Source organism: Spirosoma oryzae, assembly GCF_003002825.1.
Lineage (GTDB): Bacteria > Bacteroidota > Bacteroidia > Cytophagales > Spirosomataceae > Spirosoma > Spirosoma oryzae.
In genome coordinates this window covers 14403-34444 of record NZ_PVTE01000003.1, presented here as the reverse complement: position 1 = coordinate 34444, position 20042 = coordinate 14403, and the positions used below count along the sequence as shown (strand labels likewise).

The following is a 20042-nucleotide window of genomic DNA, read 5'->3' as shown; positions in this document are numbered from 1 at the left end:
AGCTGGGTTGGCCTGCAGTGAGCCAGACCTGACACAACTGACTCGCTAAAAGGGTAAACAGGCCGAAGAAAATTTGGCAATTGCTACAGCCAAGAGAAGAACTTAACAGCCCTGCCTTTCTGGGGGAATAGGCCAGCGCACATTGAGGTTCCGCCGTCAGGGGCAAACCAGGGGTGAGGTAGTGTCAATCTAATTCAGTACACGATCGCTATGATACGTTTTTCTGTTCGTTTTTTCCTGCCTGCGCTACTGCTGATAGTCAGTCTACTGCATGCGCCATTTGCCTGTGCACAGACAGTACCCGCCCGTCGGCCTGTGCCCGGCGGTACCCGACCAAAGCAGCACCTGCACCTGAAAGCGTTTAACTACGGTGATTCCATCGTGCTGCGCTGGGGCGTCGATGAGGGGGCTCACTGGCTGGCGGCCAACCGCCGGGGGTACGTGCTGGAACGACTTGAATACACTGACCGAAAGGCGCAGCCCGTGCGGACCCGGCTCACGGCAGCACCCATCCGGCCGTGGTCGCTCGACTCGATGAAAAAACGGCTGGGCCGCAACGACCGGTACGCGGCCATCGCGGCTCAACTCCTGCACGGCAAACTCAACACCCCGCCGACGGGCAACAGCCCGGCCGGGTTTTACCAGCGCTACCAGCAGCAGCAGGGGCAATGGCTGATGGCGGCTATGGCGGCTGAGTTTTCGGCGGGGGCTGCGAGTGCGTTAGCCCTGCGCTGGGCCGACCGGACATTTAACCGCAAAGCTGACCGGACGGTGTACCGGCTCTGGATCAACAACGGCCCCGCTCCCAAACCCGGCGATCTGCGCGATACGGCGACGGTGATGGTACTGCCCTGGAAAGTCGATTCGCTGGCGGCTCCGAAAGTGGCGACCGTCGATGCGGGCGACAGCGTGCTTACGCTGCGCTGGTACCGCTACCACAATAGCGGTGATTTCTCCGGCTTTTTCATCGAGCGCAGCAACGACGGCAAAACGTTTAAACGGCTGAATGAGATCCCCTACGTCGACGCGAAGCCCGACACGGCAACGATCCGTAACGGGTTGGGCACAAACGCGCGTGAGGTGACCTACACCGACTCAGTACGTGTCAACTACCGCAAATTTTATTACCGCATCATCGGTATCAACAGCTTCGGCGATCAAAGTCCGGCGTCGAAACTACTCGTCGGCAGCGGGCGCGATCTGACGCCCCCCCGCGCCCCCGTCGACGTACAGAAGCAGGTAGTCGACAACCGGCGCATCATCCTGACCTGGACGCTGCCGAAGCCCTCACCCGATTTGAAAGGCTTTTACGTGGGGCAAGCCAATGACATAGGCGGGCCGTACCAGCCGCTGACGACCGATCTGCTGCCCGCTTCAGCCCGCACATTCGTCAATGAGCGACCGGTGCCATATTTCGGTCGCTATTACGTCATCGCAGCCGTCGATACGGCGGGCAATACCGCATTCAGCCCGCCCGTTGCGGCCCTGATCGATGATAAAGTGCCGCCCGCAGCCCCCCGGAAGCCAACGGCGCAGGTCGACACCAGTGGGGTTGTAACGTTGCGCTGGCCTGCCAACGTGGAGCGCGACGTGCTGGGATACAAGGTGTATCGGGCGTATACGCGCGATGATCCATACTATCAGCAGCGTACGACCGATATACTGGCCGACTCCGTCTTTACCGACACACTGCCTTCCGGTACGCTGACGAAGCAGGCGTTTTACCAACTGGTAGCGGTTGACCTAAGCAACAATCACTCGCTGTTTTCTGAACCGCTGGCGGTTGCTATTCCAGACCGGATACCGCCCAGTACGCCTATCATCAGGAGCGCGATTGTGCAGGACCGGGGGATTGTGCTGCAACTGATTCCGAGCCTGAGCGACGACGTAACGGAGCACGTGCTGTATCGGCGCGAACCGGGTACAGACTGGCAGGCAATCAAACGGATCGCCGGTCATCCCGTTGCTGATCAGACCTGGCTCGATACGGCACTGGTGAACCAGCATCAGTACGAGTATAGTCTGATGGCCCGTGATGCCGGGGGGCGGTGGTCCGACCGGTCGTTCATCGTGTCGGCCAACTACGTCAATCTGGCGAAGCTGGCCGCGCAGCCCCCCGCCAGTGTACAGGCCCGCTATGACATCGCCCGGAAAAGCGTACGGCTCGACTGGCAATCGTCGGCGCTGGCAGCCGAACGGCAATTTGTGATTTACCGGTGCCGGGTGGGCGAGTCGCTGATACCGTACCGGCTGGTGGGGGCAGGTACCTCGTTTGTCGATGCCAGTTTGCCTGGCCCCGGCACGTATACATACGCTGTTCAGACGATCGTTGCCACGCACCGGTCGGCGCTGAGCAAGTCTGTGCAGGCGTCTGTTCAACCCTGATTCGTACTGCTCCTCTGTTTTTGTACAATTAACCGGCCAGTCGACTGGCTGCACAAATGAAACGTGTTTATCTGATTACACTGGTCGGGACGGCGATGTTACTGTCGCTATCGGCACTGGCTCAATCCAATGCACCGTCGGCCCTGTCGGGATCGGCACCGGCGTATAACCGGGTCGTGCTGACCTGGAAAGACAACACGACCAACGAAACCAAGTTTGAAATTGAACGAAATGACTTCACCAGCTTCACTAAAGTCGGAGAGGCTGCGGCCAACGCCACGACCTACACCGACAACAGCGTGCAGGGGAATGGGTCGTACACCTATCGCGTCCGGGCGGTTCTGGCGACGGGGGCGGTGACCACCTACTCCGGTGAAGCCAAAGTCACGACACCGGCCACGCCCCCGACGACGCCCACCAGCCTGGGGGCCACTACGCAGTCGCCGTCGACCATTCGCCTGAGTTGGACCAATCCTGGTGGGGGAACCGCTACCGACTTCCTGCTTGAACGGGGTACGTCATCGAACGGACCGTTCACCCAGATCGCGACGGTTGCCTACAGCCGCAGCCTTACGTATGACGATACCGGGCTGGCCAGCGGCACGACCTACTGCTACCGGGTCCGGGCGCGGGGACCGGGGGGAACGTCGGACTATTCAAACACGGCCTGCGCCACCACGACGGCCGTGCCCCCCGTTACGCCGTCAGGGTTAAGTGTGTCGTCGCTATCGACCAGTCAGTTACAGCTTACCTGGAGCGATATCAACGTCGTGCCCGTCACGTTCGAAATTTCGCGCGCCAGCAGCGCGGGCGGTGCCTATCAGGTCATTCAGGCGGAGTTTGGGCAGAAGATTTTCACCGACAACAACCTGTCGGCCAATACGCAGTACTGTTATAAAGTACGGGCCAAAACCAGCGCGGGTCTGTATTCGGGCTATAGCAACGAAGCCTGCGGCACGACGAAAGCCCCGGTACCCACTGCGCCGACTGCCCCGGCCCGGCTGGAAGTCGCAGCCGTCAGTAGTAGCCAGATCAATCTGAAATGGGCCGATCTGTCGGACAACGAAACGGGCTTTCAGGTCGAGCGCGCTCCGGCCAGCAGCGGTACGTTCACTAAAATCGCTGATGTCGCGGCCAACGCAACCACCTACAGCGACAACGGCCTGTCGGGTGGTACGACCTACTGCTATCGGGTGCGGGCCATCAATGGGGTAGGGGCCAGCGGCTATACCGACGCTCAATGCACGACGACCCCAGCCGCACCGGCCGGAGTGCCGCAGAATCTGGTCGCGACGGCCGCGTCGACCACGCAGATCAACCTAAGCTGGTCGGGGGTTTCGGGGGCGTCGGGTTATCAGCTGGAGCGGAGCCCCAACGGTACCGACGGCTGGACAAAAATTGCTGACCTGGCCGGTACCGCAACGACCTATAGCGATCCGAATCTGACGCCCAATGTGCGTTACTTCTACCGTATCCGGGCGTTGAACGCGGCCGGTGCGCCGGGTGGCTATTCGAACACCGCCGACGCCACCACGCCCGATACGCCCCCGGCGGCTCCCGTCCGACTCGTCATCACAGCGGTGATCTACAACCAGATAAGCCTGCAATGGGCCGCTGGTTCAGCCAACCAGAGCGGCTTTCAACTGGAACGCAGCCCCGATGGTAGTACCTGGACCAAGCTGGCCGAGGTAGCCGCCAACGCCATGACCTATGTCGACAATACCGTGCAGCCGCAGACGCGGTATGTCTATCGACTGCGGGCTGTCAATGCCGCCGGGGCATCGGGCTATTCCAACGTGGTCGACGCGACGACGCCCGCTGGTCCACCCGCCAGTCCGCAGAATCTGGTCGCGACGGCGGTGTCGACCACGCAGATCAACCTGAGCTGGTCGGCTGTGGCGACGGCAACGAACGTACTGGTCGAACGGAGCCCCAACGGGAACGACGGCTGGACGCAACTGGTCAGCCTGCCGGGTGAAGCAACCAGTTACGCCGACCAGGGACTGACGCCGAACACGCGCTACTACTACCGCATCCGGGCCACCAACGGCAGTGGTACGGGGCCTTATTCGGCTGTTGTCGATGCCACGACGCCCGACGCGCCCCCGGTGGCCCCCGCCCGGTTGACGGCGACGGCGGTGTCGTTCAGCCAGATAACGCTACAGTGGGCCGACCTGTCGGGTAACGAAAGCGGCTTTCAGCTTGAGCGCAGTAGTACCGGTACGGATGGCTGGGCAAAGGTGGCCGACGTAGCTGCTAACGCGACCACCTACAGTGATCCGAACCTTAGTCCCCGGACGCGCTACTTTTACCGAATCCGGGCCGTCAATGCTGCCGGTGCGTCGGACTATTCGAACGTTGCCGACGCGACGACCCCTGACAGCCCGCCCGCAGCGCCGACCCAACTAACGGCTACGGCTGCGTCGACTACGCAGATCAACCTGCAATGGACCGATGCGTCGGACAATGAAACCGGCTTCGACCTCGAACGCTCGACAGATGGCGCGACGTTCACCAAAATCGCCGACGTTGCTGCCAATGCAACTACCTACTCGGACCAGGGACTGACGCCGAATACGCGCTATTTTTACCGTATTCGGGCGAAGAATGCGGTGGGTACGTCCGCTTACTCGGCTGTTGTCGATGCGACGACGCCCGATGTGCCCCCCGCAGCACCGACCCAACTGACGGCTGCGGCTACGTCGCCCACGCAGGTGGTGCTTACCTGGGCTGACCTGTCGGGCAACGAAAGCGGTTTTCAACTCGAACGGGGCAGCAGCGCGACCGGCTCGTTCACGAAAGTCGCCGACATTACCGCCAATACAACGACCCACACCGATACTGGCCTGACCGATGCGACGCCGTATTGCTACCGGCTGCGGGCCGTCAACGCAGCGGGTCCGTCGGGCTATACGGATGCCGTCTGCGTGACGACACCACTGGCCCCGCCGGGCGCACCCACCGATCTGACGGCACAGTTGCAGGACTACGATCAGATCAGGCTAACCTGGGCGGCCGTGTCACCCAAAGCCGTGACGATCAGTATCGAACGGGCTACCAGTCCGACTGGGCCGTTTGCGGAGGTCAAACAGGTGCCGGTACCGGTGAGCAGCTACGTCGACCCTGGTCTGAGTGAGTTTACCACCTACTACTACCGTGTCAGGGCAATGAATACGGCGGGCAGCTCGGGCTATTCCAACGTGGCGTCGGCGCGGGTCAACGAAGTGGTGATCGCGGTTGAAGACGAAATCGACACGCATACCGACCTGTACGTCAACGACCGAACGCTGCACGTCGTAACCAACTGGTTTTCCGTAGCCTCGACTACCCTGCAACTCCTGACTGCGACGGGCCAGCCGGTACTGTCCGACCACCGGACCGTGCGACCCGCCGACCGGTGGCACTACAACCTGTCGCAACTCGCTACCGGCGTCTACATCGTCCAGCTCGTCGCTGACGGGCGAAAACTGGCTAAACGAATCGTACTGCCATGAAAAGCCAATCATATCAAGCCCTGCTGGTCGGGTTGTTACTGACTCTGTTGGCGGGCTGTCAGCCCAAACCTGTTCCGTCTATCGCCGATCAGTTGGGCCGTGTCTGGCAGGCGCAGACCGTTAAGGAAGGCGACCTGCTGGTGTACACGCTGGGAGGCAGCAGTAACGTCAAGCCCGGCTACGTCAACTTCCGGCTCGACCTGAGTCAGCCGGGGGGGGTCAAACTCAAAGATATCGACGGGCGGCAACTCACCGGCACCTGGACCGTTTCGACCGACAATCGGCGGCTGCTCCTGTCGGGACTGAATCCCCGCCCAACCAACACCGACGGCAGCATCGACTACTACATCGTGGAGGTACCGACGGCGACGTCGCTCCGGCTGGAGCGTACCGCCGAGAGCCGCAAAACGGGCAACTCCCTCAACCAGTACGGGCTCGTTCCCGAATGAGTATCGTAAGCCCGTCAGCTGTTCGTTTCCGAGCGCAGCTTTTCCACCTGTAGGATGTTGTTCTGAATGTCCTGCATGATTTGGGTCGCCCACCAGCTGGCGTACGCATTGATGCGGGTATGCAGCACAAACTGACTGTACAGGTGCAGCCGATAGGTGGTCGGACCCCGCTTTTCCAGTTCGTAGGTACCCGTCAGTACGTCGAAATAGCGCCCTCCGATAACGATGTGTTCGTCCAGCGTAGCGGCTGGTATCTCATGCGGGTACGCTTTGATCGAGAACACCATCTTCCGCTTGTCGACATAGTCCGTAACGGTCTCGTGGAAGACCAGTCCGTTTGTAAAGCGGGCTTCTCGGTAAGCACCGACGCCTTCGTAATTGAGGAGGGCTTCGACGGGTCTGGGAAAGCCGAGGAACCGGGTCAGCCAGCCTTTGTCCTGCGCTTCGGGAATGGCCCGCACCCGGGTAACGTTGCGCCAGATCACGTCGGCCGGCGCGTTGATGTCGATACAGGTGTAGGCTCTGTAGGTGTTGGCTGGTGTGGCGAACTGCGATTCAATCGGAGAAACAAGGAAGGGAAGCAGGAGCAGGGTGAGTACGTGCGTCCGGTTATGCTGCCTTGTTTTAAGGTAGCCGCCCAGCAGACCGCCCAGTGATGCGGTAATGAGCATCGGCACCAGGATGATGAGCCAGCACGCCCAGCCTTCCAGACCCGTTAGCAGCGTGAGTAGCATGAAGGAGCCGATCGGAACCCAGGGTATGAAAAAGCAATAGGTCCAGTTGTGGATTTTGTCGCTATTGCCGAAAAAATAGACGGTGATCAGGCCGATGATCGCCGGCAGACAGAACAGAAACGAGAGCGACAGAACGGCGAAGAAGCCCTGTAGGTCACGAACGCCGAAAAACAGTCGGACGACAATGGCGTAGAGCGTTATGCCGCCAACAATCAGTAAGGAACGAGTGCGCATAAAGGTCGAGGAGGTGGGACTTGCCAACAGAACCGATTGTATCCGCTTTTTTACTGTTGGTGGTACCGGGAAAACAGAACGCGTGTTGTCGGTTATATCGGAGACCAGCATGCGTACTGGCAAGCGGGCGCTATCTGCCGTATCGACCGAAATTTCTTTCCCTGGATCGTGACGGCAAACGTTCGCTACGTACCTTGCATGTATCGCAATTTGTGCAGCAAACAACCGGTTGCCGGGTGGAAACCTATTTCAGACTAGCTAAAAATGGGTCGTAGTATTCTGGTTGTCAGATTGTTATGTTTACGGAAATTTAGTAGAAAAGTATGCAAATCTGTTCTTTGACAACCGAAAAACAACTAAAGAGAGCGGAGATGAAGGCAGGGTATTATTCTGTAAATGAGCCGATTAGTTGTCGCGACGCCTTCCTGAGGTAATCCTGTGAAAAGAAGGATTGAAACGACCTTTTTTCAGCTTCGTCTAACGCAGCTTGGAGTCTTCCTGAGGTAATCCTGTGAAAAGAAGGATTGAAACGATGAACCATGCCCATTGCCTGCAAAGCCGCGTCAAGCAGCTTCCTGAGGTAATCCTGTGAAAAGAAGGATTGAAACAGTCAGCATATGTATCCTGTACATGCTGATCGAGCCCCAGCTTCCTGAGGTAATCCTGTGAAAAGAAGGATTGAAACGATGAACCATGCCCATTGCCTGCAAAGCCGCGTCAAGCAGCTTCCTGAGGTAATCCTGTGAAAAGAAGGATTGAAACAGTCAGCATATGTATCCTGTACATGCTGATCGAGCCCCAGCTTCCTGAGGTAATCCTGTGAAAAGAAGGATTGAAACGATGAACCATGCCCATTGCCTGCAAAGCCGCGTCAAGCAGCTTCCTGAGGTAATCCTGTGAAAAGAAGGATTGAAACCGCCCAGGCACTGACAGCACACGAACTTATAGTTATCTTCCTGAGGTAATCCTGTGAGAAGAAGGATTGAAACGGCAGTACGCAGATGTCCAGCTTCCCTTTGAGCGGCACTTCCTGAGGTAATCCTGTGAAAAGAAGGATTGAGCCTGTACAGAGATTGAGCGAGTGGGAATCGTATCAGAAACGATTGCTCTCGCTTTTTCGCTACCTGTGTGTCCGGGAAATGAAACGTGCGTCGTTGGTTGGCAGGCCGATTCAGGAACGGCAGCGGAAACCGGACGTGCACGCTTACGGGTGGCTGATCGGCGTGACGCTCCACCGTCAGTTTCGGTACAACTACGGGTTGTATTTCATGTGGCGGAGCAAATGGATAAAGATGAAAACCCCGGATTTTCAGCGAAGATTCGCCGAAAGAAAACGTCGCGTTAGAGCATAGACGCGGTACACTGTACAGATACGGAGAGCCGAATCGATCATCGATTCGGCTTTTTTTATGACTCCGGAATACGTGTGTTGAAGAGGTTGTTTGAAGAATCCCTTTTGTCAGGGCACCGACCACCCGCCCGGTTGCCTGTATTCGGTAGACAACCATCAACCGGATGCGCAGGCCATTCCGGTACCCGGACGTGAGGAAAAGGCAACGTCAGTCTTCGCGGGCTTCCTTCCGGTTTGCGTCGGCCATCCGGACGATGCGCGGGGTGAACCGGGCGACGACCTGCACCAGCTCACGCTGCGCGTTAATCACGGTCTCGATGTCTTTGTACACCATCGGGGCTTCGTCCAGGTCGCTGCCGATCAGGTGAACGCTGGCGTCGGTGAGGGCCTGCGCCAGTTGGGCGGGTGTCACGGTCGACAGGGCCTTTGTACGCGACATCAGCCGTCCGGCACCGTGCGAGGCTGAGTGCAGCGCGTCGGGCTTTCCCAGTCCACGTACCACAAAGCCCGGCTGCGTCATCGACCCCGGAATGATACCCAGTACGTCGGGACCGGCGGGGGTAGCGCCTTTCCGGTGCACCATCACCGATCGGCCATCAGCCAACTGCTCCTGCCAGGCAAAGTTGTGGTGGTTTTCCAGCCGGGTTAGCGGGGTCTGATTCAGGGCGCGGGCCATCTTGTTGTGAATCTCGTGGTGGCTGGCCGATGCGTAGTCGCCTGCCAGATTCATCGCGATCCAGTACGCTTGTCCTTCCTCCGTGTTCAGGTCGAGCCAGGCCAGGTGAGCCGCCTGTCTGGGCAGTCGTGTTTGCTGCATCGCCAGCTTCGAATAATATCCGGCAATGTTTGCGCCGAACCCCCGTGATCCCGAATGCGACAGCAGGGCCAGGTACGAACCAACCGGCAGCGCCAGCTGTGTATCGGCTGCGTCGACTGACAGAATACCCCATTCGACGAAGTGATTACCCGTGCCGGAGCTGCCTAACTGCCGGTACGCCTTGTCTTTCAGGTCGCGAATGACCTTCGTGGCCCGCCACTCGTCCCGGTCCATCACGCTGGTGTCGAACTTGGTACGGACTTCCCCACCGATGCCGAAGGTGGCGTTGTCGAGCAGGGCTTTGGTCAGCAGCGACGCGTCGCGGTCGATCACCGTCGGCGGCAGGTCGAATACCGACAGGCACATCCGACAGGCGATGTCGACCCCCACGGCATAGGGGATGATGGTATTGGGTTCGGTGGCCAGTACCCCGCCGATGGGCAGGCCGTAGCCGTGATGGGCGTCGGGCATCAGCGCCCCCGCGACGGCAATGGGCAGGCTGACGGCTGTTTCCATCTGTTGCAGGGCTCCCGCTTCGATATGCTCGGCCCCGTAAATAGCGTAGGGTACCGGCGTTTCGCGTAGGGCATACACCGTCCCTGCCTGCTGTGCGGCAGTAGGCAGCTCGTAGGGAACCGGGACCGGATCGGGTGGGAGGTAGGCCTGCCCGGCGTCGGTCAGTCGAATCGAGGTGCCCTGCTTGTTGGCGTCGTGTACGGCCCGCGCCAGATTCGTAACCTTGTTACGGCTCAGGGCGTATTTTTTGGGATTCTGTAGCAGCTGCGCCAGCAGGCCCAGTACGTCCTCCCGCGTCATGGCGGTATGGTCGATCAGCCCGTTGCCGACGCGTAAAAAAGCGGGCATCAGTGTTTCCGGTACGGGGGCCAGCAGCAGTATGTCGGTAGGGGTAAGTGGTGTTTTCATGGGATTGTGGACGATAAGGTCTGTGCATTGACGCTCCGCACCCGGATCGGGCGCGGAGCCGGAGTTAATTTTTGGCGGTACCCAGCAGCCCTTTCAACTGCTCCAGCAACTGCCCGCTGCCCGACACGGAAATCGAACTGACTTTCTCGGCGATTTTCTCGACGTATTCCATCTCCTTCAATTTCCAGAGCATGTCGTTTTCTTCCATCAGCCGGGCCGTGTTGAGCAGGCTGCGGGTCGACGCGGTTTCTTCCCGGCGCATGATCGTGTTGGCCTGCGCTTTTTTCTCGGCCATCAGCACCTGATTCAGAATGTCGCGCATGTCGCCCGGCAGGATGACGTCGCGCAGACCCCCGCCCCGCAGGTCGACGCCGATCGATGCGGCTGCGTCGAGACTATGGCGAATGACGTCGTCGGCCAGACTGCTTTTTGTTTCCAGCAACTGATCGAGCGTTTGATTTCCGATATAGGCGCGCAGCGCCAACTGCATCAGCACGTAAAGCTGTCGCTCGTGTTCCTTGTTGTCGACCAGCGCTTTCAACACATCGACAACGCGGTACTGGATAAAGAAACTTACGCGCAACGTGGCCTTGTCGCGGGTCAGGATTTCCTGACCCGACACTTCCAACTGCTGCTGCCGCATGTCGACTTTCTGCACCTGCACCGCCGTGTTGTTTTTCCAGAAGTGATACGTGCCGGGGTTGAGCACCTGACTGAATGCCCAGTCGATAAACAACACACCCTGCTCGTGCGCTTCCACGACAAACGTGCGGACGTAAGCACCCAACGGCTGTGGCAACAGCGATTGCAGGTCGATGTCGGCCGGAATGGTCAGTTTCGACAGGTCGACACGCTGGTAGGTGAACTGCCGAACTCCTTGCCAGAAGGGCCAGCGACCCCGGCCGAGTACCCGCTGAAACTGCCCGTTTTCGTATTGCAGCACCAGTTCATTGTCGGCCACATCGATCACGTCCAGCTCGGCAGCGACGGCCGGGTAAGTCAGCAGCACGGGCAGGTCGATGGGGGGCTTGTCGAGCAACGTACCCCGACTATACGTATACAGGGTCTCGTTCGGCCAGAGCCAGTGCGTGCCCGCCGGCAGCAGCCGGGCGAATCCGCCGTGTTGACAGACGAGAGCTACCTGAAATTTTTGAACGCGAACGAGTCGTATCATCGTGGTAAACGGTTTGTGTGTGCGGTTTTGGGTTGCAACAGGCCGGGTGTCCAGCTGACCCGTACGGAAACGAAGGCACCGGAGCGGTAATCGGCTACCCTGACAGCGGGGCTTCATCGATACCATCCCGCAGGAATGGGTACCGATGCCATGCCACTGCGCAGGTAGTCGACCTGAGCGACGGTGGGCTTCGTTTACGGGTTCGGAGCAGCCCGTCTACGCACCGCCGAAGCAATGGTAAACCAGACAGCCCAGCCTGATCGCAACGAAACAGAGCCCAGTTTAGAAGCGGGCGACTTCTCCAACCAACGGTTAGCCTTTTTAGAGCTAATGCGGGAATCGAACCCGACTTTGAACTGACAAAGACAACGCAGCACCGGCAGCATATCGACAGCCATGGGCGACGATACTACGGGGCTGAGGTACAAAACTCGCGTCAGGTCCGGCGTTGCTTGCCCTTATCGATAGCAAAGGTTGGTGGCTACTACGCAGTGTTTTTGCGTAGGTCAAAAAAAGTTGCTCGTCCCGCGACTTTTTTAGCAACGTCGATCCTCCTCCGCGCAGGAAGGGGGCAGGGGACATATACGATTTAGGCAACGGTAAGTAGCTTATAGCAAAAGTTGAATTACTTACACGTTGCTTATTCACACCCCGATGATTGCCCAACAGAAACTACTGCGTGTTTTCACGCTGATCCGGCTACTCAAACAGCGTCCGGGTCGTACCATCGCCCAGCTTGCCCAGGCGCTGGACATCGACAAACGGTCGGTGTATCGCTATCTCACCTTATTGGAAGAAGTCGGTTACGAAGTCGATAATGATGGAAAGCCTACTCGCTATTTCATCTTCGAAGATGAAACGATGCGCCAACCGCGCTTTACCGAGGAAGAGACCCAGATGATTCGGCAGGCGATGGCTGGTTTTGCGCCAACACACCCTTTATTAGCTGGTATCCAGCAAAAGCTTTTTCTCGCATCGACATTACAACCGTTGGCGGATGGTTTGGTGGACCTGCATCCGAGCAAGATTGTCGAATGTCTAGCGGAAGCAATTCGTGGACGACTCTAGGTCCAGCTAATTCAGTACCAGTCAGCTAACTCCAACACCATTTCAAATCGGATTGTCAAGCCGCTCTCGTTTACAGAGGATTTCAGTGTATCGCATGCATATGAGTTGGTAACTGGGCAGAAGAAGACCTTCAAGACACGACGAATCGAAGAAGTGGAGTTGCTGAACGAACCATGTCAGTATCTCGGTAGAGGTGAACCGCTGGATCTATTCGGCTGGACGGGGCCTCAAAAAATCTTTGTTGAATTAGCTCTTATCAAACGCGCCTATCATCTATTATATGATGTATAATGGCTCATAATTCATTTTTTTACCGGAATATTATTCCAACCCTTATACGGGACAGAAACTATCGTATCTGGTACGTTAAACTCATCATCTACCGGAGAGAATGATGGAAATTTACAAGCGACTTTTACGAAGTATCGTTTCTTCATATAAAAATAATCATCTCCTTTCGAATCCTTTAATTTAGTTATAGCTACCATGCCTTCATGCTTTTTTCCATTAAGAGAATACGTATAGATAATACTACGCGTTCTTCTGTATCCGCTTGAAATGTCTATAGGGGTTGCAATCGTTACCCTAGAACAAGTACTAATCACGTAATGTCTAAAAACATCTTTTAGCAAGGCATAAACAGCATATCCTATTAATAGGGCAGCACCCAACTTGTTAGCTGTCAATTTTTTCATAAAACTCTTACTTACTGCGTTTAGATTTGAACTCTTTCGTCACCTTAATAGTCAGGACGCATTCTGATACAATCTTGTTAAAAGAAGGATTGAAACCTTGATTTGTCGGCAATATTGCTAACGAAAGTACTATACTTCCAGACGTAATCCTGAGTGAAGAAGGATTGAAATGACATCGTCAAGCGCCCCTTGCTCACCAGCTTGCGGAAGATCACTCATGTCGGATGGCGAAGGAATCGGCTTGTTTATCGTCAAGGGATTTCGTGATCTGATGAAGCGGAGCATGAACGTGGAAACCCGTGAACAGGAACCCCTGATTCGGGTTCGGCTGCTGTAAACCCCGCCCTGCCGAACCCGACAGCATCGGGGAACGACCAGAAAACAGCGCGTCGTTTCCAGTCTGACCGAAATCGGGTTGACGGATTGTAAAAAAATCGCCAACATCGCTGACTCGATTCCGGGAGAATTGTCCGGATACCGTGTCTGTCGTATGCCCGTCAACCGTAACGCCCTGATTCGCTACAAAACCATCGACGCCTGTTTGCGCAACCGCCATCGGCAGTGGACGCTCGCGGCCCTGGTCGAGAAAGTGTCCGAAGCGCTCTATGAGTACGAAGGTATCGTGAAAGGGATCAGCGTGCGGACCATTCAGGCCGATATTCAACTGATGCGCAGCGACAAACTGGGGTATTTCGCGCCCATCGTCGTGCGGCAGAAAAAGTACTACACCTACGAAGATCCGTCGTACAGCATCACGAACCTACCGCTGTCGGAGGGGGATCTGTCGCGCATGAACGAAGCCGTCGAGGTGCTGAAGCAGTTTCGGGGCTTCTCGCACTTTTCGTCGCTCAACGACGTAGTGCAGCGGCTGGAAGATCACCTGTATTCGACGGCGCAGAAGACGGCCGCAGTCATCGATTTCGAGAAGAATGACAACCTGAAAGGACTCCATTTTCTGGATGAACTGTATCAGGCCGTCGTGCAGCAGCGGGTCGTTCAGATCACCTACCAGTCGTTTCAGGCAAGACAGCCGCAGACGCTGCCGTTTCACGTCTGGTGGCTCAAGGAATTTAAAAACCGCTGGTTTGCCGTCGGGACGACAACCAAAAACCGGCAGATCATGACGCTGGCGCTGGACCGTATGCTGACCATCGAGCCGGTAACCGGTGTCGCCTACATCGGTCGGCAGGCTCTGAGCCCGGAGGAATACTACCGGCACGTTGTCGGTGTGTCGGTCAACGAAGGTGTTCGGGTAACGAAGGTCAGACTGCGCGTTAAAATGCCCCACGCGCCCTACATCGAAACAAAGCCGCTGCACGCGTCGCAGCGCCTGCTCGAACGGGAAAAAGGGAGTATCGTGATTCAGCTTGCCGTACAACTGAATCACGAGCTGGAGCGGGAAATCATGGGCTACGGCAACGGTATCGAGGTGCTGGCCCCCGAACGGCTCCGAAACCGCATCGCCCAGCGACTGGCCGACGCTCTGGCCTGCTACAGTACACCGACCGACGTACCACCCGAACAGGCTTCCTGCTCCGACGAGCGCTGACCGGTGAGCCGGCGAAAAAGTGAAGCCGCGATGCAACCCGATTCGTCAGTCTGTCATCTTGTAGAAAACGAATAACACCATCTTACTTATGAAACGTATCTTTCTTGCCATTGGCATACTGGTTTTACTGGCTGGTCAGGGATTTGGGCAGTCCCGCGTACAGGACGATGTCGCTCGTTTACAGGCGCTGCTGGTGCAGGCATCGGGGAAACCAACGCCCGTTCAGGTGCTGGAGAAAGAAGCCGCCGTACAGATTAGCGAATACGTTTTTCCACTGGCCGAAACCACGCTGGTGCGGTACGAAAAGGAGCGGGGGACGTATGCCGTCAAGTTTTTCCTGCAAAACGGAACGGCCATTACCCGCGTCGGCGATTCATCGTTCCGGCGGGCGTTCTGGTCCATCGAGCTACCCTCCAAACAGGCCTGTCAGGAATTTGTCGCGCTGTTCGACCAACTGCGAATCGACCTGCGGAAGAGCTAGCGCTGGTTTTGGGGCAATCGGTGCATCTACGTAAACACCTACGCCAGACTGGGGTACGGATCGTCTTCGCAAGGGATGGGTTTCCGGAAGTCGTTCCGTACCTTGGTACAACCGAATAGCCAGAATTTGTTACCACACCCAAAAAGACGGATTATGATGTTGACCGGATCAGCCTGTGTACGTGGGCCATTGCTTCGCCTGATGTGCCTGTTGGCCATACTTTTCGGGCCTGTTGTGGCTTCTGCTCAAAAAAGCATTACCGTCAACCTGTCGATCGTTAGTCGGCCCGCGTCGGGTACGGACAGCCTGGACGCGGGACTGTTGCTCGATGCCGACAATCAGCTGGATCAGGCTGTCGCCTTGTACACGCCAAAGGGCCTGCTCCAGCATGTGCGGTACTACCGGCTGAATCCGGACACGGGCGAATACAGCGAATTGGAACACCCACTTAAGACGGAGTTAAAACGGGAGATGGCCTTGCAGGACAGTTTCTACCGGGCTTACGGTGCCATTGCGTGCTCCTTTGGTGGTAATGACTACAACTCAAAATCCGGACTGTACCGCCGGTTTACTGAGGTCGATTCGCTGTGGTTCGATTATCAATACAACAACAGTCAGTATGCCAAGGGAATCGGTGAAGCTGATCTTGCCCGGTTCAGCCAATTGACTGGCCTGGAAAAACGAGCCGAATTTTTTACACTGATGAAGTCCGGCGAGCGGTTCCAGGACTTTACAAACGTTACGTTTCTTTACCAGCAACCGGGGGAGTACAAGATCAGGCTGGATTTGCCCGAGGTCGATTTGCGCGGATCAGTGTGCACGCTCGATACGTTCAATGTAACCGAGCCGAAGGCGGTCAGGTGTAATGAACTCGTTTTGCGTGTCCCGTAAAGTGGACAGGGTGTCAACATCAGCATCGCTGTTATAGCGGCTTGCAGCTACGAAACAGCGATGGATGTCCCGGTTGCCATCAGCATAACTACTTAATACGAGTTAAAAAGTACTTAAAAGGTTGAGTATCTACAGCCAATGATACGGGCTGGCTGGTTTAGGTGACAGATCGTACGATTACGCACCATCCACCTGTTATGCTCAACACGCCTGTTTCGCCTGCTCCGGCCGAAACCCGACAACCAGCCACCGCCAGTCTACGCGCGCTCGACTGGGCCAACTTCTTTCTGGCCGACGTCCGCGACGGACTGGGGCCTTACCTGGCGATTTACCTGCTGACAACCCTGCACTGGACACCGGAAGGTATCGGTATTGCGATGTCGGTCATGGGTATAGCCACGGTCGTCGCGCAGACGCCGGCGGGCGCGCTGGTCGACCGGACGCGGAAAAAACGGGTCTTTTCCGTTATCGCGTCGTTGCTCATTGCCACGGCGTCACTGTTGACAATCAGCTTCCCCGTGCAGGGGGTTATCGTTGGCGGGCAGGTCGCGATGGGCGTGGCCGCTGCCTGGTTCGGTCCGGCCATAGCCGCCATTACGCTGGGTATGGTGGGGCACAAAAAGCTCGATAGCCGGATCGGTCGCAACGAGACGATTAACCACGCGGGTAACGTTTTTTCGGCGTTGATGGCGGGTATTATTGGCTACTACATCAGCACCAGCGGCATTTTCGTATTGCTGGCCGTTATGTCGGTGCTGAGTAGCATCTCCATCTGGCGGATCAGGGAAGAAGACATCGACCACGATCTGGCGCGGGGCGATGGTGAGGAAGGAGACGCTGCCGACAACGGCGACAAGCCGTCGGGTTTCCGGGCCATTCTGAAAAACAAGGCTATTCTGTTTTTTGCGCTGGCCTGTGTCCTGTTTCACTTTGCCAACGCGGCCATGCTGCCCCTGCTTGGTCAGCGGCTGGCGAAAGGCATCGATGCCGGTACGTCATCGGTCTATATGTCGGCCTGTATTATCGTTGCCCAGATCGTTATGGTGCCCGTCAGCAACCTGACCGGGCGGTTCGCGCCGGGTGGTCGTAAACGACTGCTACTGATCGCTTTTGCGGTATTGCCGATCCGGGGTGTACTCTACACGATGACGACCGACCCAACGCTGCTGGTAGCCATTCAGATTCTCGACGGCGTAGGAGCCGGTATCTTTGGCGTACTGTCGATCCTGATCGTGTCGGACCTGACCAAAGGAAGCGGATTGTTCAACACCACGCAGGGCGCTATCGCGACGGCCGTGGGGCTGGGTTCGTCATTGAGCAATGCGTTCGCTGGCGGAATTGTGCAGCGGTCAGGTTATAATTCGGCCTTTCTGGTGCTGGCCAGCATTGCGGTGGCTGCTCTGGCCGTGCTCTGGTTCTTCGTACCCGAAACCCGCACCAAAGCCGACGCGTAGTAAGCCTGTTATTGATTGAACTACCCCTAAATCCCCGTCAGGGCAGGTCTGTTAAGTTCTTAAGTTGGCGCTGTCGTTAACCAAATTACCTTCGGTCAACCCTGCCCCCCGCCCCCTGAAGGGGGGAGATGTTTGTGTATGAATTTCACCCCCTTTAGGGGGCGGGGGGTAGGGTTAGCCAGCACTTGACAACCCTGCCCATTCAGCGAATTTAGGGGTAGCTCGGTTTAAGCTAACCTGATTTCGGTAAACGACTCGATACTGGTTTGTTGTAGATACGCTAGTTTTCCATACGTTGGAAATGCGAATGACACCTGTAAAGACGTAGTGTTCGTGGCCGCGATAACGGTTGCGTGGTAGTTTTAGAGAGAAACCGCCTTTTGGCATCGACAACCCTGAAAAACACGCAACTTTTTCGAATGCAATCACTCGCTCAACGTACCCTCATCGCCCTGCTGGGGTTGATAACGCTGACGGCTACGGCCCAGACAAACACGCCTGTCGCTACGAAAACCACGTCGGGCAACCCCGTTTTCCCGGGCTGGTATGCCGATCCCGAAGGTATTGTCTTCAACAAGCAGTACTGGATTTACCCAACTTATTCGGCTCCGTACAACCAGCAGGTGTTTATGGACGCTTTCTCGTCGCCCGACCTGGTGACGTGGACCAAACACCCGCGTATTGTCGATACGACGAGCATCAAGTGGGCGAAGCGGGCCATGTGGGCACCGTCGATTACCGAGAAAGGGGGTAAATACTACCTGTTCTTCGGAGCCAACGACATTCAGAACGATCAGGAAAAGGGCGGCATCGGTGTCGCCGTGGCCGACAAACCTGAAGGACCGTTCCGGGATTACCTCGGCAAACCGCTGATCGACAAGTTTCACAACGGTGCCCAGCCCATCGATCAGTTCGTTTTTCACGATAAAGACGGGCAATACTACCTGATTTACGGCGGCTGGCGGCACTGCAACATCGCCCGGCTCAAACCCGACTTCACCGGTTTTCTGCCTTTCCCCGATGGCAAAACCTTCCACGAGATCACGCCGGAAGGCTACGTCGAAGGGCCATTCATGTTTATTCGTGACGGTAAATACTACTTCATGTGGTCGGAGGGGGGCTGGACCGGACCTAACTATTCCGTGGCCTACGCCGTCGCCGACTCGCCGTTCGGACCATTCAAGCGGGCCGGTAAAATCCTTCAGCAGGACCCCACCGTGGCTACCGGCGCGGGACACCACTCGGTCATCCAGGTGCCCCGCACAAACGACTGGTACATCGTCTACCACCGTCGGCCGCTTACCGAAACCGACGGTAACCACCGCGAAACCTGCATCGACCGGATGGAGTTTGCCGCCGACGGCTCGATCAAACCAGTGAAAATCACGAAAGAAGGCGTCAGTCGCCGACCGATCAAGTAACGAATCACCCCCACTGCACGAACCGTAACCTTGTTGCCACATGCAATTGAAACGAACACAGATCGGCGTACTGGCTGGTCTGCTAAGCATCACCATGCTGACTAGTGGGCTGGCCATGCGGTGTACGCGGGCTGGCGATCCCCGTCCGGTCGCTCCGGCCGACTCGACGCCGAAACTGGTATGGGCCGACGAATTTGACCAGGATGGACGGCCCGACAGCCGGAACTGGACGTTCGAGACCGGCTTTGTGCGCAACCACGAGCTACAGTGGTATCAGCCGGATAACGCGTTCTGCCAGAACGGGATGCTTGTCATCGAAGGACGTCGGACACAACAGCCCAACCCCAACTACAAAGCCGGCAGCACTGACTGGCGTACGAACCGCCCGACCATCCAGTACACAGCGGCCAGTCTGAAAACCGAGGGGCTGCACAGCTGGCAGTACGGCCGGTTCGAAATGCGGGCACGAATTCGTACGCAGGCGGGATTGTGGCCGGCCTTCTGGACATTGGGTACGGAGGGGGAGTGGCCGTCGAACGGCGAAATCGACATCATGGAATATTATCGGGATATGCTGCTGGCGAACGTGGCCTGGGGGACGAACAAGCGCTACACGGCCAACTGGCGCTCGACGAAACTGCCCCTTGCCGACCTGAACGACCCCAACTGGGCCGATCAGTTCCACGTCTGGCGAATGGATTGGGATGCGCAGCAGATTCAACTGTCGGTCGACGGGCGGGTGCTGAACACGGTGAAGCTGAGCGACACCATCAACGGTGACGGCTCGGGTATCAACCCGTTCAAGCAGCCTCACTACATCCTGCTCAACCTGGCCATCGGTGGCGATAACGGGGGCGATCCGTCGGCTACTGCGTTCCCGTCCCGCTACGAAATCGACTACGTTCGGGTTTATCAATAGCC

The 20042-nt window shown here is 57.1% G+C and carries 14 protein-coding genes and 1 CRISPR repeat array; of the genes, 10 read left to right on the top strand and 4 right to left on the bottom strand.

Annotated elements, in window-relative coordinates; translation table 11 throughout:
• Nucleotides 1-210 precede the first annotated feature (210 nt).
• From CLV58_RS04000 to CLV58_RS03990, 3 genes are read left to right on the top strand one after another with little or no spacing between them, the layout of a single operon-like run.
• Nucleotides 211-2385: a fibronectin type III domain-containing protein gene (locus CLV58_RS04000; RefSeq protein WP_106136492.1), complete on the top strand. Its 2175-nt coding sequence runs from the start codon at nt 211-213 to the stop codon at nt 2383-2385.
• 56 nt (nt 2386-2441) lie between these two features.
• Entirely contained in the window at nt 2442-5879 is a 3438-nt protein-coding gene (locus tag CLV58_RS03995; protein ID WP_106136491.1) for a fibronectin type III domain-containing protein, read from the top strand.
• A complete protein-coding gene (locus tag CLV58_RS03990; protein WP_106136490.1) occupies nt 5876-6328 on the top strand; it encodes a hypothetical protein in 453 nt (150 codons plus the stop codon). The genes CLV58_RS03995 and CLV58_RS03990 overlap by 4 nt, the downstream gene beginning before the upstream one ends.
• 14 nt (nt 6329-6342) lie before the next feature.
• Here the strand turns inward: CLV58_RS03990 and CLV58_RS03985 are convergent, their stop codons facing one another.
• From CLV58_RS03985 to CLV58_RS03975, 3 genes are all read right to left on the bottom strand, one after another.
• Nucleotides 6343-7296: an SRPBCC family protein gene (locus CLV58_RS03985; RefSeq protein ID WP_106136489.1), complete on the bottom strand. Its 954-nt coding sequence runs from the start codon at nt 7294-7296 to the stop codon at nt 6343-6345.
• Nucleotides 7297-7714: 418 nt separating this feature from the next.
• Nucleotides 7715-8359: a CRISPR direct-repeat array (repeat unit 40 nt; unit sequence CAGCTTCCTGAGGTAATCCTGTGAAAAGAAGGATTGAAAC).
• 496 nt (nt 8360-8855) lie between these two features.
• Nucleotides 8856-10388, bottom strand: a complete 1533-nt coding sequence (locus CLV58_RS03980; RefSeq protein WP_106136488.1) for an RtcB family protein — start codon at nt 10386-10388, stop codon at nt 8856-8858.
• Nucleotides 10389-10452: 64 nt separating this feature from the next.
• Nucleotides 10453-11562: a slipin family protein gene (locus tag CLV58_RS03975; RefSeq protein WP_245882198.1), complete on the bottom strand. Its 1110-nt coding sequence runs from the start codon at nt 11560-11562 to the stop codon at nt 10453-10455.
• 654 nt (nt 11563-12216) lie between these two features.
• On the opposite strand from CLV58_RS03975, the gene CLV58_RS03970 reads away from it, so the two are divergent.
• Nucleotides 12217-12630 (top strand): helix-turn-helix transcriptional regulator, encoded by a 414-nt coding sequence (locus tag CLV58_RS03970; RefSeq protein ID WP_106136487.1) that lies wholly within the window; start codon nt 12217-12219, stop codon nt 12628-12630.
• A gap of 302 nt (nt 12631-12932) precedes the next feature.
• Here CLV58_RS03970 and CLV58_RS27950 read toward each other — a convergent pair whose 3' ends face one another.
• Nucleotides 12933-13325, bottom strand: a complete 393-nt coding sequence (locus CLV58_RS27950; RefSeq protein WP_146141352.1) for a hypothetical protein — start codon at nt 13323-13325, stop codon at nt 12933-12935.
• Nucleotides 13326-13815: 490 nt separating this feature from the next.
• Here CLV58_RS27950 and CLV58_RS03965 point away from each other — a divergent pair, with 490 nt between their 5' ends.
• From CLV58_RS03965 to CLV58_RS03940, 6 genes are all read left to right on the top strand, one after another.
• Entirely contained in the window at nt 13816-14874 is a 1059-nt protein-coding gene (locus CLV58_RS03965) for a helix-turn-helix transcriptional regulator (RefSeq protein ID WP_106136486.1), read from the top strand.
• Between the two features lie 88 nt (nt 14875-14962).
• Nucleotides 14963-15355, top strand: a complete 393-nt coding sequence (locus CLV58_RS03960) for a hypothetical protein (protein ID WP_106136485.1) — start codon at nt 14963-14965, stop codon at nt 15353-15355.
• A 234-nt stretch (nt 15356-15589) separates the two neighbouring features.
• A complete protein-coding gene (locus CLV58_RS03955) occupies nt 15590-16246 on the top strand; it encodes a hypothetical protein (RefSeq protein WP_146141351.1) in 657 nt (218 codons plus the stop codon).
• Nucleotides 16247-16443: 197 nt separating this feature from the next.
• On the top strand, nt 16444-17700 hold the full coding sequence (locus CLV58_RS03950; RefSeq protein ID WP_106136483.1) for an MFS transporter: 1257 nt from the start codon (nt 16444-16446) through the stop codon (nt 17698-17700).
• A 419-nt stretch (nt 17701-18119) separates the two neighbouring features.
• Entirely contained in the window at nt 18120-19121 is a 1002-nt protein-coding gene (locus CLV58_RS03945) for a glycoside hydrolase family 43 protein (protein ID WP_106136723.1), read from the top strand.
• Between the two features lie 115 nt (nt 19122-19236).
• On the top strand, nt 19237-20040 hold the full coding sequence (locus CLV58_RS03940; RefSeq protein ID WP_245882216.1) for a glycoside hydrolase family 16 protein: 804 nt from the start codon (nt 19237-19239) through the stop codon (nt 20038-20040).
• Nucleotides 20041-20042 lie beyond the last annotated feature (2 nt).

Coding starts and splice junctions, on each gene's coding strand:
- CLV58_RS04000 (WP_106136492.1), top strand. CDS start 211: ATGATACGTTTTTCTGTTCGTTTTTTCCTGCCTGCGCTACTGCTGATA.
- CLV58_RS03995 (WP_106136491.1), top strand. CDS start 2,442: ATGAAACGTGTTTATCTGATTACACTGGTCGGGACGGCGATGTTACTG.
- CLV58_RS03990 (WP_106136490.1), top strand. CDS start 5,876: ATGAAAAGCCAATCATATCAAGCCCTGCTGGTCGGGTTGTTACTGACT.
- CLV58_RS03985 (WP_106136489.1), bottom strand. CDS start 7,296: ATGCGCACTCGTTCCTTACTGATTGTTGGCGGCATAACGCTCTACGCC.
- CLV58_RS03980 (WP_106136488.1), bottom strand. CDS start 10,388: ATGAAAACACCACTTACCCCTACCGACATACTGCTGCTGGCCCCCGTA.
- CLV58_RS03975 (WP_245882198.1), bottom strand. CDS start 11,562: ATGATACGACTCGTTCGCGTTCAAAAATTTCAGGTAGCTCTCGTCTGT.
- CLV58_RS03970 (WP_106136487.1), top strand. CDS start 12,217: ATGATTGCCCAACAGAAACTACTGCGTGTTTTCACGCTGATCCGGCTA.
- CLV58_RS27950 (WP_146141352.1), bottom strand. CDS start 13,325: ATGAAAAAATTGACAGCTAACAAGTTGGGTGCTGCCCTATTAATAGGA.
- CLV58_RS03965 (WP_106136486.1), top strand. CDS start 13,816: ATGCCCGTCAACCGTAACGCCCTGATTCGCTACAAAACCATCGACGCC.
- CLV58_RS03960 (WP_106136485.1), top strand. CDS start 14,963: ATGAAACGTATCTTTCTTGCCATTGGCATACTGGTTTTACTGGCTGGT.
- CLV58_RS03950 (WP_106136483.1), top strand. CDS start 16,444: ATGCTCAACACGCCTGTTTCGCCTGCTCCGGCCGAAACCCGACAACCA.
- CLV58_RS03945 (WP_106136723.1), top strand. CDS start 18,120: ATGCAATCACTCGCTCAACGTACCCTCATCGCCCTGCTGGGGTTGATA.
- CLV58_RS03940 (WP_245882216.1), top strand. CDS start 19,237: ATGCGGTGTACGCGGGCTGGCGATCCCCGTCCGGTCGCTCCGGCCGAC.